Origin of the sequence: Mycobacterium vicinigordonae (assembly GCF_013466425.1) — a bacterium.
GTDB lineage: Bacteria > Actinomycetota > Actinomycetes > Mycobacteriales > Mycobacteriaceae > Mycobacterium > Mycobacterium vicinigordonae.
The window spans coordinates 595186-611927 of record NZ_CP059165.1 but is presented as its reverse complement, the minus strand read 5'-3'; the positions used below and the strand labels follow the sequence as shown (position 1 = coordinate 611927).

Below are 16742 nucleotides of genomic sequence, written 5' to 3'. Positions count from 1 at the left end.
CAGCGAACCTGGTGGTGTCAATGCGCTTTAAGCCTTGCTGAAGTGTGATATGAGCCACTTCACCGGACTATTTGGATGAGTTAAGCGCCTTTTTCACGATTTAGGTTTGTACACACGTAAAACAAGCTATGGTTCGTATCGGCTTGGCCGATCATCATGACCGGGGGACTGCACACGACCTCAGAGGTCGTGTCCTAATAGTGGGCGGTTCCCGATGTCGTACTTCATTGCAGCGCCGGACGTGTTGTCAGCCGCGGCTTCAGATCTGGCGGGCATCGGGGCCACGCTGGAATCGGCCAACGCAACCGCGGCAGCCTCCACCACCAGCCTGGTCGTCGCGGCGCAAGACGAGGTGTCCGCCGCCATCGCGGCGCTGTTCGGCAACTACGGCCAGGCCTACCAAGACATGAGCGCCCAGGCGGCGGCCTTCCACCAACAGTTCATGCAGAACCTGGCGGCCGGCGCCGGTTCCTACTCGCTGGCCGAGGCCGCCAGCGCGGCGCCACTCGAGGGGCTCGGACAGGCCGTGCTGGGTGTCATCAACACGCCTACCCAGGTGTTGCTCGGCCGTCCGCTGATCGGCAACGGCGCCAACGGGTCACTGCCCGGCCAGGCCGGCGGGGACGGCGGGTTGCTGATCGGCAACGGTGGTGCGGGTGCCGGCGGCGCCGCCGGGCAGGCCGGCGGGGCAGGCGGAAACGCGGGATTGATCGGCAATGGCGGGGCAGGCGGGGCAGGCGGCGCGTCGACCACCGCTAACGGCGGCGCCGGAGGGCGCGGCGGCAACGGCGGCTGGTTGTACGGCAGCGGCGGCTCGGGCGGAATTGGCGGCCCCAACCTCAACGGGCTGGGGACCGGCGGCATCGGTGGTGCGGGCGGCCGGGCCTGGCTGATCGGTTCCGGTGGCACCGGTGGGGCTGGCGGTTCCGGCGCCAATGGCGGATCGGGTGGCGCCGGCGGCCAGGGTGGATGGATCTACGGCGACGGTGGCGCCGGCGGGGCCGGCGGGGCCAACACCAGTCCAACAGGTCTCAGCGGCACCGGTGGGCACGGCGGCGATGCCTGGCTGATCAGCTCGGGCGGTGCCGGCGGGGCCGGCGGCACCGGACCCTCGGGCGGTTTCGGTGGTGTCGGAGGCGACGGCGGCCACGGCGGGCTGCTCGCGGGCGCAGGTGGCGCCGGCGGTTCCGGTGGCAGCGCAGGCACCGGCGGTTCCGGTGGATCCGGTGGCGACGCCGGGTGGCTGTCAGGTGGATCCGGTGGAGCGGGCGGCATCGGCGGTATTGGCACCACCGACAGCGGTGGCCTCGGTGGGGCCGGCGGCACCGGCGGCTTCTACGGCCCCGGTGGAGCGGGCGGTACCGGTGGAACCGGGGCGAAGATTGGCGGTACCGGCGGTCGGGGCGGTAACGCCGGTTGGCTGCTGGGCACCGGCGGTGCCGGTGGAGCCGGGGGCGCCAGCGGCGCCGGGAACAACGGCGGCACTGGCGGCGGCGGCGGCAACGGCGGGTGGTTGTACGGCAACGGTGGGGTAGGCGGCGACGGCGGCAACGGTGGCATCGGCAGCACCGGCGTCAATGGCGGGAACGGCGGCGACGGCGGCGCGGGCGGTCGCGGCGGCCTGCTGTTCAGCGACGGCGGCAACGGCGGCAACGGCGGCATGGGTGGCAAGGGCGGCACCGGCACCTCCGGAGCCAACGGCGCTGACGGCACTTACCCCAGCGGGGACGGCCAAGACGGCGGCGACGGCGGCACCGGCGCTCTCGGTGGCAACGGCGGCAATGGTGGTGCGGGTGGGCGGGGCGGTTTGCTGTTCGGCGAGAACGGCATCCTCGGCCGGGGCGGCAACGGCGGTGACGGCGGCACCGGAGGCATCGGCGGCAACGGCGGCAACGGCGCTGCCGGCAACGCGTTCAGCCCCAACGGCGGCAACGGCGGTAACGGCGGTAACAACGGCGCCGGCGCCGCCACCGGCGGTACCGGAGGCTACGGGTCGGTCATCGGTAAGCACGGCGCTGCCGGCACCGCCGGCACCGGCACAGGCGGCAACGGCGGTAATGGCGGTGCTGGTTACGACGCGGCGACCGGCTCGGTTGCCGGCGCCAGCGGCGGCGACGGTGGCCACGGCGGTAACGGCGGCAATTACGGCAACGGTGGCGCGGGCGGCGCCGGCGGAAACGGGGCGTCCGGCAAGGCCGGCGTCAACGGCGTCAACGCGGGCGACAGCGGCACCGACGGTACTGCCGGCGGTACCGGCGGCGCGGGTGGATACGGCGGCAAGGGTGGTTCCATCGCTGGCACCGGCGGCGTCGGTGGGGCCGGCGGCAACGGCGGCACTGGCGGTGCCGGCGGCAATGGTGTCAACGGTCAGGACAGCTCCGTCGCCGGTGTGAACGGCGGCAACGGCGGCAACGGCGGCAGTGGCGCCGACGGCGGCCACGGTGGAGCAGGCGGAGCGGGCGGCACCGACCACCTGGGCAACACCGCCAAGGCGGGCACCAATGGAATCGGCGGCAACGGCGGCGATGCCGGCGCGGCCGGGAATGGCGGTCGCGGTGCTAACGGCACCGCTGCGCACATCGATGGTTCCGACGGTGGTAAAGGCGGAAGCGCTGGACTGGCCGGCCTGAAGGGCCTGGGCGGCGACAACGGCATCGGCCCCGTCGTAAACGGCCAAGACGGCCATGGCGTCAATGGCGGTAACGGTGGCACCGGCGGTAACGGCGCCGTCGGGGCCAATGGCATCAACGGTGTCGGCGCCGGAGCCAGTGGCGGCGACGCGCAACGAGGTGGCAACGGCGGTAACGGCGGTCAGGGAGGCGCGGCCGGCCGGGCCGGCACCAGCGGCGGTACGGGCGGGGCCGGCGGCACCGGCGGTGTCGGTGGTACCGGCGGTTCGGGCGTAACTGGTGCGGACGCGACGGGCACGACGGCAGCGGGCGTGGGTAACGCGGGCGAGACCGGCGGTAATGCCGGGGCCGGCGGTGACGGCGGTAGCGGCGGTAAGGGTGGTGCTGCCGGCGGTGCGGGTTCGCACGGCGGCAGTGTCGGCGCGGTGGGTGCCGGCGGTGCGGGCGGTAATGGCGGGGCTGCCGGTACGGCGGGTAACGGTGGTAGCGGTGCGGCCGGAGCCAACGGCGTCACCGGCGTGAATTACGGCACGGGTGTCGGTGACGGCGGCAAGGGTGGGGCCGGCGGGACCGGCGGTAACGGCGCCCGCGGCGGTACCGGGGGCGGGGCCGGCCTTAACGGTGACGGCAGCACCTCAAGTGCGGCCAACGGACTGGGTGCGGCCGGCAGCAACGGCGGCGACGGCGGCAACGCGGGCGCCGGCGGTAGCGGCGCGAACGGTGTCGACGGCACGGCCGGGGTAACCACAGCAAATGGGCTCGGTGCGGGCACCGACGGCGGTGACGGCGGTGGCGGCGGGACCGGTGGAGCGGGTGGAAAGGCGGGGGCGGGCGGCCTCAATGCCGGTACCACCACCCACGCCAGCGACGGTACCGGCGGTAAGGGCGGCAACGGCGGGGCGGCCGGAGTCGGCGGCAACGGTGGCAGGGGTGCGGACGGTATCGCCAACACCGCCAACCTCAACGGTGGTGACGGCGGTAGAGGCGGCGACGCCGGCGCTGTGGGCACCGCGGGAGCTGGCGGGGCCAACGCTGCGGGCAGCACTAACCCCCTCGACCCCAACGTCGGAGCGGCGGGCAACACCGGGTTCGGAGCCAACGGCGGTAGCGGTGGCGCCGGCGGAGATGGCGCCAATGGCATCGCCGGCAAGAGCGGCCTCAACCCGGGCGACGGCGGCACCACCGGAACCGACGGGGGCAGCGGCGGCGCCGGCGGGGCGGGCGGCACCGCCAGCGGGAGCCAGACATCGGCCGGACTGCAAACGCACGGCGGCAACGGCGGCGCCGGCGGCAAAGGTGGTGCCGGTGGCACCGGCGGTAGCGGGCTCGACGGCAACAACGGAGTGCGCGGCGTTAACCAGTACGGCAATGGCGTCAGTGCCGGACAGACCGGTGGTAGCGCCGGCGCCGGAGGCAACGGCGGCAGCGGCGGGCAGGGCGGTGACGCCGGCGGCGGTGGCACCGGTGGGGGTGTCGCGGGCAGCGCGGGTAGCGGCGGGGCTGGCGGTATTGGCGGCGACGCGGGGACGGCCGGCAAGGGCGGGGCCGGTGCCAGCGGATCCGACGGCGTTGCGGGTGTCGACGAATATGGCACCGGTGTTGGTGGTGGTCAGAACGGCGGCAACGGCGGGGCCGGTGGTAAGGGCGCCAATGGCGGCAACGGCGGCGCGGCCGGGCTCGCGGGCAAGGGCGCCGGAGCCAGCGCCGGCGGCTACGGGACCGGCGGCAACGCTAGCAACGGCGGTGCGGGCGGCGCAGGTGGTGCCGGCGGTGCGGGCGTTACCGGAGCCAATGGGGTGGCCGGGTCCAGCCAGTACGGCAACGGTGTGGGCGGCGGTCAGGACGGCGGTAACGGCGGTGCCGGTGGTACCGGCGGTGCGGGTGGCAACGGCGGCACCGCCGGCAAGGACGGCAACGGGCTCACCACGGCCACCCAGGGTGCGGGCGGGGCCGGTGGTGTGGGTGGCAACGCCGGCGCCGGCGGCGACGGCGGACACGGCGCTAATGGCACCACCGCTTCCACCGGATCGATCGACGGCGGCAAAGGCGGCCGCGGCGGCAACGCCGGCACAGTCGGTGCCGGCGGCGCCGGCGGTAACGGCCCGGGCGGCAACCCCGGCCAGGCCCTCAGCGGTGCCGGCGCCAACGGCGGTAACGGCGGCGGCGGCGGCAACGGCGCCGACGGCACCGCAGGCACCAACGGCCTCAACCCCGGCGACAGCGGCACCGCAGGCACCAACGGCGGCAAGGGCGGTCAGGGTGGTGCCGGCGGTGCGGCCAGCGGCAGCAAGGACGCGGCCGGGGTCACCACGCATGGCGGTAATGGTGGTGCCGGCGGCAAGGGCGGGGTCGGCGGTAAGGGCGGCAGCGGTTTGGCCGGGGCCAGCGGTTCGGCGCTGAGCGGCCCGGGGGGCAACGGACAAAACGGCGGTAACGCTGGTGCCGGTGGTACCGGTGGTGATGGCGGGCAGGGCGGTGACGCCGGCAGCGGTGGCACCGGTGGTGGTGTCGCGGGCAGCGCAGGTAGCGGCGGTGCCGCCGGTAATGGCGGCGACGCGGGCACGGCCGGCAAGGGCGGCGCCGGAGCCAACGGTGCGGCCGGTGTGACTGGGCAAAACGCCTACAGCACCGGTATCGGTGGTGGTCAGAACGGCGGCAACGGCGGGGCTGGCGGGGCCGGCGCCGACGGCGGCAACGGCGGCAAAGGCGGGGCCGCAGGAAGCGGCACCGGCGGCAGCACCGGGGCCTACGGAAACGGTGGCAACGCCAGCGGTGGCGGCACCGGTGGCGCGGGTGGTGGCGGCGGTGCCGGCGCTACCGGAGCCAATGGGGTGGCCGGGTCCAGCCAGTACGGCAACGGTGTGGGCGGCGGTCAGGACGGCGGTACCGGCGGTGCCGGCGGTACCGGCGGAGCCGGTGGCGCCTCCGGCACCGGCGGTCAGGCCTTCGGCGGCTCGGCCACGCCCGGCGCTAACGGTGCCAACGCAGCCGGTGGTGTGGGCGGCAACGCGGGCATCGCCGGTGACGGCGGCCGCGGCGCCAATGGCATCGCCGGAACCGCCAATCTCGATGGTGGTAAGGGCGGGGCCGGCGGTAACGCCGGCGCGGTCGGCGTCGGCGGCGCCAACGCCGGCGGCGGTCAGGCTAACTCGGGCTTCGGTGCTAATGGCGGTAATGGTGGTGGCGGCGGTAATGGCGCTGAGGGCGCCGCGGGCATCAACGGCGTCAACGCGGGTGTCAGTGGCACTGCGGGCGCCGGTGGCGGTAACGGTGGTCAGGGTGGCGCCGGTGGGGCGGCCAGTGGGTCGCAGACTCCGGCGGGGGTGCAGACCCATGGCGGTGCCGGCGGTGCCGGCGGTCAGGGCGGCGGCGGCGGCCAGGGCGGTTCGGGGGCCGATGGCCATGACGGGTCCACGCAGAATTACGGCAACGGGATCGGCGCCGGTCAGGACGGCGGTAACGCCGGGGCCGGCGGTAAGGGCGGCAACGGCGGCCAGGGCGGTGCCGCCGGTGGCGGCGGTACCGGCGGCGGCGTGGCGGGCACGGCCGGCAATGGCGGGGCGGCCGGTAACGGTGGTAACGCGGGCACGGCCGGCAAGGGCGGGGTCGGTGTCACCGGCGCGGCCGGGGTGGCTGGGCAAAATGCCTACAACACCGGTGTCGGTGGCGGCCAAAACGGTGGTAACGGCGGTAATGGTGGGGCCGGCGCCAACGGCGGCAACGGTGGCAACGGTGGCGCGGCCGGCGGTGCGGGCGCCAGCGTGGGCACCAACGGTAACGGCGGCAACGCCTCCAGCGGTGGGGCCGGCGGGGCCGGCGGCAACGGCGGGGCCGGCGCCAAGGGCGCTGACGGAGTCGAAGCCGCCAACCAGTACAGCAACGGGATCGGCGGCGCCCAGGACGGCGGCAACGGCGGCGCCGGCGGCACCGGCGGTAATGGCGGCTCCGGCGGCACGCACGGTCTTAAAGGCACCACCGTCGGTGGAGGCGGCGCCGACGGCGCGGTGCAGGGTGCGGGCGGGGCCGGTGGTGTGGGTGGCAACGCCGGCGCCGGCGGCGACGGCGGACACGGCGCTAATGGCACCACCGCTTCCACCGGATCGATCGACGGCGGCAAAGGCGGCCGCGGCGGCAACGCCGGCACAGTCGGTGCCGGCGGCGCCGGCGGGACCGGCCCGGGCGGCAACCCCGGCCAGGCCCTCAGCGGTGCCGGCGCCAACGGCGGTAACGGCGGCGGCGGCGGTAACGGCGCCGACGGCACCGCAGGCACCAACGGCCTCAACCCCGGAGACAGCGGCACCGCAGGCACCAACGGCGGCAAGGGCGGCGACGGCGGACAGGGTGGTGCTCGTAGCGGCACCGGCTCTGCCATCCACGACGGCAACGGCGGCGCCGGCGGCAAGGGTGGTGTCGGCGGGGCCGGCGGCAGCGGTGCCAACGGTGCGGATGCAACCGGCACCGGCGCCAATGGCGTAGGCAACGCCGGCCAGAAGGGTGGCGACGCTGGCGCTGGTGGTAACGGTGGCGCCGGCGGTAAGGGCGGCGCAGCCGGCGGGGCCACCGGCACCACCGGTGCGGGCGGGGCCGGTGGAAACGGTGGCGCGGCTGGGACGGCGGGTAAGGGCGGCGCCGGGGCGGCCGGCGCCAACGGCGTCACCGGAGTCAACTACGGCACCGGTGTCGGTGATGGCGCCAAGGGCGGCAACGGCGGAATCGGTGGTAACGGCGCCAACGGCGGTAACGGCGGCGCCAAGGGCCTCAACGGCGACAACACCGCGTCCGCCGCAGCCAACGGTGTGGCTGCGGCCGGTTCCAACGGAGGCAACGGCGGCAACGCCGGGGCCGGCGGGTACGGCGCTCAGGGCGTCGACGGTAAGGCCGGGGTTACCACGGCCAATGGTTTGGGCGGAGCCGCCAATGGCGGCAACGGCGGCGGCGGTGGCACCGGCGGGGCCGGTGGTAAAGCCGGCGCGGGCGGCCTGAATGGCAATGGCACCACCTACGCGGGCAACGGGACCGGTGGCACCGGCGGCAATGGCGGTAACGCCGGCGCTGGTGGCGATGGCGGAACTGGTGCCGACGGCGTCGCGAACACCGCCAACATCGACGGCGGTAAGGGCGGTAAGGGTGGTGCCGCTGGCGCCGTGGGGACCGCTGGAGCCGGTGGCGCAAACTCCAGCGGTTCCACCACGGGCACCGGGGCCGGCAAGGCAGGCAGCGCCGGTGGCGGCGCCAATGGTGGCAATGGTGGCGATGGTGGTAACGGCGCGACCGGTGCGCGAGGCGCTGATGGCGTCAATTCAGCGAACCCGGATGGCAGCATCGGCCAGCGCGGCGGCAACGGTGGCGCCGGCGGACAGGGTGGCGCCCGTAGCGGCAGCGGCATGGGCGGCAACGGCGGCGCTGGCGGCAGCGGCGGCACCGGCGGTAACGGCGGCAACGGCCTCGACGGTGCCAGCGGCGCAAACACCAGCGGTCCGGGCCTGGACGGTCAGCGCGGCGGCAACGCGGGCAGCGGCGGCGCCGGTGGTAACGGCGGGGCTGGCGGCGCGTCCGGCGGCAGCGGCGGCACCGCGGGCAACGGCGGTAACGCGGGCAACGGTGGCTCGGCCGGAACCGCGGGCAACGGCGGTACCGGCGCCAGGGGCGCCGACGGCATCTCGGGCGTCAACAACACCGCCGGCAACAATGGCGGTGGCTACAACGGCGGCACCGGCGGCAACGGCGGCACCGGCGGCAACGGCGGCACCGGCGGCAACGGTGGCGCGGCCGGCGGCACCGGCGCCAGCGCAGGCGCAAACGGTAACGGCGGTAACGCCAGCAACGGTGGCAACGCGGGACGGCCGGGCGACGGCGGTAACGGCGCGGACGGCACCTCCGCTTACATCAACGGCGGCAACGGCGGCAACGGCGGCAACGTCGGCAAGGCAGGTGCGGGCGGCACGGCCGGCGCGGCGGGCACCGGCGGGACCGGTGGCACCGCTGGCAACGCCGGCAGCGCAGGCGCCTCGGTCAGCGGGTCGGCCGGCAACGGCGGCAAGGGCGGTGCGGGTTACACCTCTGCCGCCGCTGGATCCAGCGGCGGGAATGGCGGCGCCGGCGGTAACGGCGGCTCGCAGGGCAACGGCGGCGATGGCGGTGCCGGCGGTCAGGGCATAGCCGGCGCCAACGGTGTCAACGGCACCGCGGCGAACCCCAACGGCACCGACGGCCAGGCCGGCGGTTCGGGTGGCAACGGCGGTGCCGGCGGCATCGGTCAGGGCGCTGGCCAGCACGGCGGTAACGGCGGGGCGGCGGGCACCGGCGCCAATGGCGGCACCGGCGGCACCGGTTGGACCGGCCGCGACGGGCAATCCGGTTCGAACCTCTACAACAATGGCATTGGCGGCGGCGAGAACGGTGGCAACGGCGGCAGCGGCGCCGACGGCGGAGACGGTGGTAACGGCGGCGTCGGCGGCGCCGGCCAGAACGGTGCCAGCAACGGCAGCACCGCCGTCGGCGGCAATGCGGGTGTCGGCGGGAACGCCGGCACGCCCGGTGATGGCGGTAGTGGTGCCACAGGTACCGCCACCTACACCACGGGCGGGGCCGGCGGCAACGGCGGCAGCCCGGGCAAGGCAGGCGGCGGCGGCACCGGCGGTAGCGGCTCCACGGCTGGCAACGACGGCAGCGACGGTTCGGTGCCCACCACTCCGGCCGGCAACGGCGGGCACGGCGGCGCGGGCTACACGGCCACGGCGCCTGGTGCTGCCGGCGGTCAGGGTGGCCACGGCGGCAACGGTGGCAGCTACGGCAGCGGCGGCGACGGTGGCGCCGGCGGGAACGGCGCGGCCGGCACCGACGGCACGAACGGCATCAGCGGCTCCGCCAACAACATCAACGGCACTGCCGGACAGGCCGGCGGCGCGGGTGGCCGCGGCGGCGCCGGCGGCAACGCCGGCACCATGCTGGGTAACGGCGGCGCGGGCGGCCAGGGCGGCGTCGGCGGCGGCGGCGGCGACGGCGGGAACGGCGGCACCGGTGCCGCCGGCTACGTCAGCAACGGCCAGGGCGCCAACAGCGGCCAATCCGGCGGCATCGGCGGTGCGGGCGGCAAGGGCGGCGACGGCGGCGATGGGGGCGCGGCCGGCACCGCGGGTCTGTACGGCTTCCAGGGCACCCAGGGCGCCGGCGGCGCGGCAGGGACCGGGGGCCACGGCGGCGACGGCGGTACCGGCGGGGCCGGGGCTAACGGCGCCAACGGTGTAGCGAACACCGATGCCTACGGCAACGGCATCGGCGGCGGCCAGGACGCCGGCAATGGCGGCAGTGGCGGCGACGGCGGCAAGGGCGGCGACGGCGGCAAGGGCGGCGCGGGTAGCACCTCCGGGGCCGGGGGCAACGCGGGTGGTGGTGGCGACGGCGGCGACGGCGGCCAGCAAGGTAACGGCGGCCGCGGCGCCGACGGCACCAAGTCCAACCCCGACGGCGGTCACGGCGGCAAGGGCGGCAACCCCGGCGCCGGTGCGGGCGGCGGCCCGGGCGGCACCGGCGGCACCGGCTCCACCACTGGCACGAACGGAGTCGGCGGCAACGTCGGCCACACGCCCACCGGCATCGGCGGTAACGGCGGCGACGGCGGCGACGGCTACAACCCGACGACCCCTGGCGCGAACGGCGGCCAGGGTGGCGCCGGCGGCGACGGCGGCAACTACGGCAACGGCGGCAACGGCGGTGACGGCGGCAACGGCGTCGTCGGCGCGAATGGCACGAACGGCGATTCCGCCACGAACCCGAACGGAACTAATGGTCAGGCCGGCGGCAACGGCGGCGACGGTGGGGCCGGCGGTAAGAGCGGTATCTACAACGGCTACGCCGGGGCGGGCGGCAACGCAGGCAGCGGTGCCAACGGCGGCACCGGCGGCAGCGGCTGGAACAACCCGGCTGGTGTCGGCGGTAACGCCGGCAGCGGTGGCAACGGCGGCACCGCCGGCCAGGGCGGCGCCGGCGGCGACGGCTTCCTCGGCGGCGGCGACGGCGGCGCCGGAGGCAACCCGGGCAAGGGTGGGGCCGCAGGCACACCCGGAACGGGAACCGCCGGCTCGGGCAATACAGGTCAGACGGGTATTGACGGGCAACTGGTGAGCCCGGGAACGCAGCGGGGTGACGGCGGCGACGGCGGCGACGCCTTCGGCGTGCCTGGCGCCGGCGCTAAGGGCTACAGCGGTGGCGACGGCGGCGACGCCGGTGCCTACGGCAACGGCGGCAACGGCGGCCACGGCGGCCAGGGCGGTACCGGCGTCACCGGCGCCGACGGCACTTTCCCGACCACCGGCAAGGGCGCCGACGGCGGAACCGGCGGCACCGGCGGCGACGGCGGCAAGGGCGGCAACGGCGGCTGGGTGAGCGGCAACAGCGGCAACGGTGGTGACGGCGGTGTGGGCGGCACCGGCGGCACCGGCGGTAAGGGCGCCACCGGCGATTGGAGCGACCCGGTCAGCCTCGGCAACGGCGGCGACGGCGGCAATGGTGGCGCGGGCGGGACCGGTGGTCAGGCCGGTGACGCTGGAACCGTCACTAATGGCACCAGGGGCAACGGCGGCAACGGCGGACAGGGCGGGACCCCCGGCCTGGGCGGCGCCGGCGGCACCGGCGCTGCCGGCGACGCAACGCACACCACCGGCGGTAACGGCGGCCACGGCGGCGACACCGGCATCACGGTGGGTACCGGCGGCAAGGGTGGCGCGGGCAGCACCCCCGGCGCCAACGGTTCGGCCGGTGTCTCGAACACCAGCACCGCCGGCGGGGCCGGCGGCACCGGCGGGGCAGGATTCAGCCCCACTACCCCGGGCGCCAGCGGCGGCATCGGCGGTAACGGCGGCGACGGCGGTGACCACGGCAACGGCGGCACCGGCGGTGCCGGCGGCAACGGCGCGGCCGGAGCCAACGGCGTCAACGGAACCAACCCCGGCGACAGTGGTACCAGCGGTCAAGTCGGTGGTGCCGGCGGTGCCGGCGGTGCCGGCGGCAACGGCGGAACCGCGGCTGGCGCGGGTGGCGTCGGCGGTGCCGGCGGGGCGGGCGCCGACGGCGGCAACGGCGGCAACGGCGTCGTCGGCAAGTACGGTGTCGCTGGGCAAGACTACGGCCAGGGCAACGGCGTCGGCGGCGGTCAGAACGGTGGCAACGGCGGCAGCGGTGCCCAAGGCGGAGCTGGTGGCGCCGGTGGCGTCGGCGGTAAGGCGGCGGGCGGCGGCGGCGCTCAGGCGGCGGCCGGCGCGGGCGGCAGCGGCGGTAACGGTGGCAACGCCGGAGCGGCCGGTGACGGCGGAGCCGGCGCGAACGGCACCCAGAACTTCCGCAACGGCGGCAACGGCGGCGCCGGTGGCAACGCCGGAACGGCCGGAGCGGGCGGCAGCGGGGGTGCCGGGTCGACCACTGGCAGCAACGGCAACGCCGGTGCGTCGGTGAACATCCCGAACGGCAACGGCGGCCAGGGCGGTAACGGCTACAACGCCCTCACCCCGAGCCAGGTTGGCGGGTCCGGCGGCAACGGCGGCGCCGGCGGCCGGATCGGCGACGGTGGCAATGGCGGCAACGGTGGCAACGGCGCCTCGGCGACGGTGAGCGGCACCAACGCCGCGGCGCTCGGCGGCAACGGTACCGATGGCCACACCGGCGGCGCTGGCGGCGCAGGCGGTAACGGCGGCAGCGGCGGTGTGGACGGCGGCAACGGCGGCACCGGTGGCTACGGCGGCAATGGTGGCAATGGCACCGCGGGCGGCAACGGCGTCCGCGGCGGCAACGGTGTCACCGACGTCAACCAGTACGGCACCGGCATCGGCTCCGCCCAGAACGGCGGTAACGGCGGTGCGGGCGGCGACGGCGGCGCCGGTGGCAACGGCGGCAAGGGCGGCGCGGCACCGAGCGGAACCGTGGGAGCGGGCGGCAAGGGCGGGAACGCGGGCGACGGCGCCAACGGCGGTACCCCCGGTGACGGCGGCAACGGCGCGAACGGCACCGTCACCAACCCCAATGGCGGTAACGGCGGCAACGGCGGCACCGCTTACGTCGGCAAGGCCGGCGCGACCGGCATCGGCGGCACCGACGGGAACGGCGCCAACCAGGCCGCCAACGGCACCGCCGGAACCAACGGAACACCGCTGGGCACCGTCGGCAACGGCGGTAACGGCGGCAACGGCTACGACGCTTCCACCGGTACCGTCGCCGGCGCCGACGGCGGCAATGGCGGTACCGGCGGCAACGGCGGCACCTACGGCACGGGTGGCAATGGCGGCGCCGGCGGCAACGCGGCCAACGGCACCAACGGCGTCAACGGCACCGGCCCGGGCGCGTCCGGAACCAGTGGTACGGCCGGCGGCAAGGGTGGCACCGGCGGTAACGGCGGTGCCGGCGGCACCGTCTCCGGTAACAGCGGCAGCGGCGGTGCGGGTGGCAACGGCGGTAACGGGGGCACCGGCGGCGCCGGCATCGACGGCAACCCTGGTCAGGCCGGTGGTAACGGCGGAAGCGGCGCCAACGGCGGCGCGGGCGGTAACGGCGGTGCCGCGGGCACTGTCACCTCGGGCACCCAGGGCTTCGGCGGATCGGGCGGAAACGGCGGCAACGCCGGAACTCCTGGCGACGGCGGCAAGGGCGGAGACTCCACCAGCGCCAGCAGTCCCGGCGCCAGGGGCGGCGATGGCGGCGATGCCGGCACCGCAGGCTCCGGTGGCACGGCCGGTGTCGGCAACGCCGGCGTCGGCGCGGGTGTCAACGGCACCGCCGGTGCCGCGGTGACGACGCCGGCCGGTAACGGCGGCGGCGGCGGAAAGGGCTTCAGTCCCACCGCAGCCGGCGCCAGCGGCACCGCGGGCGGCGACGGCGGCAACGGCGGCAACGTCGGCAACGGCGGCAACGGCGGCAACGGCGGCAACGGTGCGACTGGCGCGAACGCCACCCCCGTCTCCGGCGCCGGTACCGATGGAAACTCCGGCATGACCGGCGGGTCCGGCGGCGCGGGCGGCAAGGGCGGCAACGGCGGTTCGATCTCCGGTGATGGCGGCAACGGCGGCAACGGCGGTACCGCCGGCAATGGCGGCCAGGGCGGCAACGGCACCGCGGGTGACTCCACGTTCGCATTCAACGACGGCACCGGCGGCAAGGGCGGCAACGGCGGAGTCGGTGGGACGGGCGGGGCCGCGGGTAACGGGGGCAACGCCCTGGGCAGCGGCAATGGCGGGGCCGGTGGAACCGGCGGAACCGGCGGTGCCGGCGGGGCACCCGGCACCGGTGGCAACGGCGCTACTGGCAACAGCACGGTGAGCCACCCCAACGGTGGTACAGGCGGTGCCAGCGGCACCGGTGGCAAGGGCGGCGCCGGGGGCGCGGGCAGCACCGGCGGCAGCTCCGTCTCCGGCAATCCGGGTGCCGCGGGCAGCGGCGGCGGCGGGGGCGCCGGAGGCAGTGCCGTTAGCGGTCAGACCGGTGGTGGCGGCGGCAACGCGGCTTCCGGTTCCAACGGCAACGGCGGCGACGGCGGCAAGGGTCCCAGCGGCGGCGACGGCGGCAACGGGACCGGCGGCGGCACCGGCGGCAGTGGCGGCACCGCGGGCAACGGCGGCGCCGGCGGCAGCGGCGACGGCACCGGCAACGCCGGCAACCCGGGTGCGGTCGGTAGCACCGGTAAGGCGGGGAGCCCCTAGAGACGGGCAGGCCGACCGCCCCGGTCCAGCAGCGGGCCCGGGTGGTCGACCTGCAATAACTCAGAACTGCAGTGCGCTGAAATGCCAGTCCAGCACGTGGCGGTCCGGCTCACCGGCCGCGTCGCTGACCGCGTACACCAGCGACCGCAGCCCCAGCACACCGTCGGAAGCGGACTCGACGTGCAGCTCGCTGTACAAGGTGTCGCCTTCCCGGACCGGCCCGGTGTGATCGCAGGATTTCCAGCCCAGCACCGTCACCAGGTTGGGCAGCAGCCGGTTGGCCTGGGCGAAGGCCAGGCCAATCGTGTGTCCGCCGTACACCAGGCGCTGCCCGCTGACCCTCGAATCGTGGTGAGTAGCAGCAATATTCAGTGTGATGCGGGCAAGCTCGGCGGCGCTGCTGACCACGTCGGCAGTGCTGTGCAACACTGCACCGGCGATCGCGGGGTCGAAGTGCGGGCCGGGTACCCGGCGCCGAAATGCGTCGGCGTCCCAGGAATCGGTCGGCGGTTCTGCCGGCGGCGCCGCGTCGGCACCGATTACGGACAAGTCGTCGGCCCGGTCGGTGCCCTGCCAGTCCGGGCTGGCCGGCAGCATCGCGCAGCGGTAGAAGTCCAGCACCAACTGGTCGGCCTGGTCGATGGTGGTCATCCGCAGCGCCGCCAGTCCGGTGGGTGCCCGGCCGGGCTTTGCCGCATTGGCGCGCATGCCGACAACTTCGGTGCGGGTGTAGAGGGTGTCGCCGAGCACCGGGAACCGGTGGAAGGTGAGCCCTCGATAGAACAGATTGGCTTTGACTCGCTGGGTGGCCAAAGTCGACTGCCCGATCGCCACGTCGCACACCAGCCCCGGATGGGCCAGAGCCGCCGGAGCGCCTGTTACCGCGGCGCTCAGATCGGCGTCCAGGGCCAGCCGCAACCGGTCCCCCACGATCGCCTGGTGGGCGGCGGCCAACCCGGGTGTCAGGGTCACCGAGGGCGCCCAGTCGAACACCTGGCCAACCGAGAGGTCGTCGAAGTAGGGCCCGCCCGACCGGATGCCCGTATACCCGTTAGTCACGAATCCACATGCTGGCAGGCTGTCTGGACGAGGGTTACACCACCCCGCCACGCACCTCGTCAACCACACCCATCCGCCCCACCACCCACCGCGTCAACCGCCCGACACCCACCCGCCGAGAGTGAATCTCCCGACGCTACATGCCGATTTTGCGTCGGGAGATTCACCTCCGACCGCCCCGAGAAATGCCGACCGAGAGGCCGTATCAAGTGAGCATTGAACTCGACGACGACGAAGCGATGCTGGTCGCCACCGTGCGTGCGTTCATCGACCGCGACGTGAAACCGACAGTCCGCGAGGTGGAACACGCCAACGCCTACCCGCAGCAGTGGATCGAGCAGATGAAGCGCATCGGCATCTACGGGCTGGCCATTGAGGAGGAGTACGGCGGCTCACCGGTCTCGATGCCCTGCTACGTCCAAGTCACCCAGGAGCTGGCGCGCGGCTGGATGAGCCTGGCCGGTGCGATGGGTGGGCACACGGTGGTGGCCAAGCTGCTGGGTTTGTTCGGCACCGAGGAGCAGAAACGAAAGTACCTGCCGCCGATGGCCACCGGGGAGCTGCGCGCCACGATGGCGCTGACCGAACCCGGCGGCGGTTCGGATCTGCAGAACATGTCGACGACGGCCCTGCCCGACGGCTCCGACACGTTGGTGGTCAGCGGTTCCAAGACCTGGATTTCCAACGCCCGCCGGTCCGGCTTGATTGCGCTGCTGGCCAAGACCGACCCGAACGCCAGCCCGCGCCATAAGGGCATCTCGGTGCTTCTGGTCGAGCACGGCCAGGGTTTGACGGTCTCCCGCGACCTGCCCAAGTTGGGCTATAAGGGCGTCGAGACGTGCGAGCTTTCCTTCGACGGCTTCCGGGTTCCGGTGTCAGCCATCCTGGGCGCCGAACCCGGACAAGGCTTCTCGCAGATGATGAAGGGCCTCGAGACGGGTCGCATCCAGGTGGCGGCGCGGGCGCTGGGGGTGGCCACGGCCGCGCTGGAAGACGCGCTCGAGTACGCGCAGCAGCGCGAGAGTTTCGGCCAGCCCATCTGGAAGCATCAGTCCGTCGGTAACTATCTGGCCGACATGGCAACCAAACTCACCGCGGCTCGCCAATTGACCCGTTATGCCGCCGAACGGTACGACAGCGGCCAGCGCTGCGACATGGAGGCCGGAATGGCCAAGCTGTTCGCCTCAGAAGTGGCTATGGAGATCGCGCTGAACGCGGTGCGGATCCACGGCGGCTACGGCTACTCCACCGAATACGACGTAGAACGTTACTTCCGCGATGCGCCGCTGATGATCGTCGGCGAGGGCACCAATGAAATACAGCGCAATGTCATTGCTTCACAACTGGTTTCCCGCGGCGGAATCTGATT

General features: G+C 74.6%; 3 protein-coding genes. 2 read left to right on the top strand and 1 reads right to left on the bottom strand.

Translation table 11 applies throughout. From position 1 onward, the window contains the following. The first annotated feature begins 214 nt into the window (after positions 1-214). Complete coding sequence (locus H0P51_RS02625) at positions 215-14314, top strand: PE family protein (protein WP_180919293.1); 14100 nt, start codon at positions 215-217, stop codon at positions 14312-14314. A gap of 60 nt (positions 14315-14374) precedes the next feature. On the opposite strand, the gene H0P51_RS02620 is transcribed toward H0P51_RS02625, so the two are convergent. Continuing rightward, positions 14375-15373 (bottom strand): MaoC family dehydratase, encoded by a 999-nt coding sequence (locus tag H0P51_RS02620; RefSeq protein WP_180916509.1) that lies wholly within the window; start codon positions 15371-15373, stop codon positions 14375-14377. 239 nt (positions 15374-15612) lie between these two features. Between H0P51_RS02620 and H0P51_RS02615 the strand changes: the two genes are divergently transcribed. Further along, positions 15613-16740, top strand: a complete 1128-nt coding sequence (locus H0P51_RS02615) for an acyl-CoA dehydrogenase family protein (protein WP_246398685.1) — start codon at positions 15613-15615, stop codon at positions 16738-16740. Positions 16741-16742: the final 2 nt, after the last annotated feature.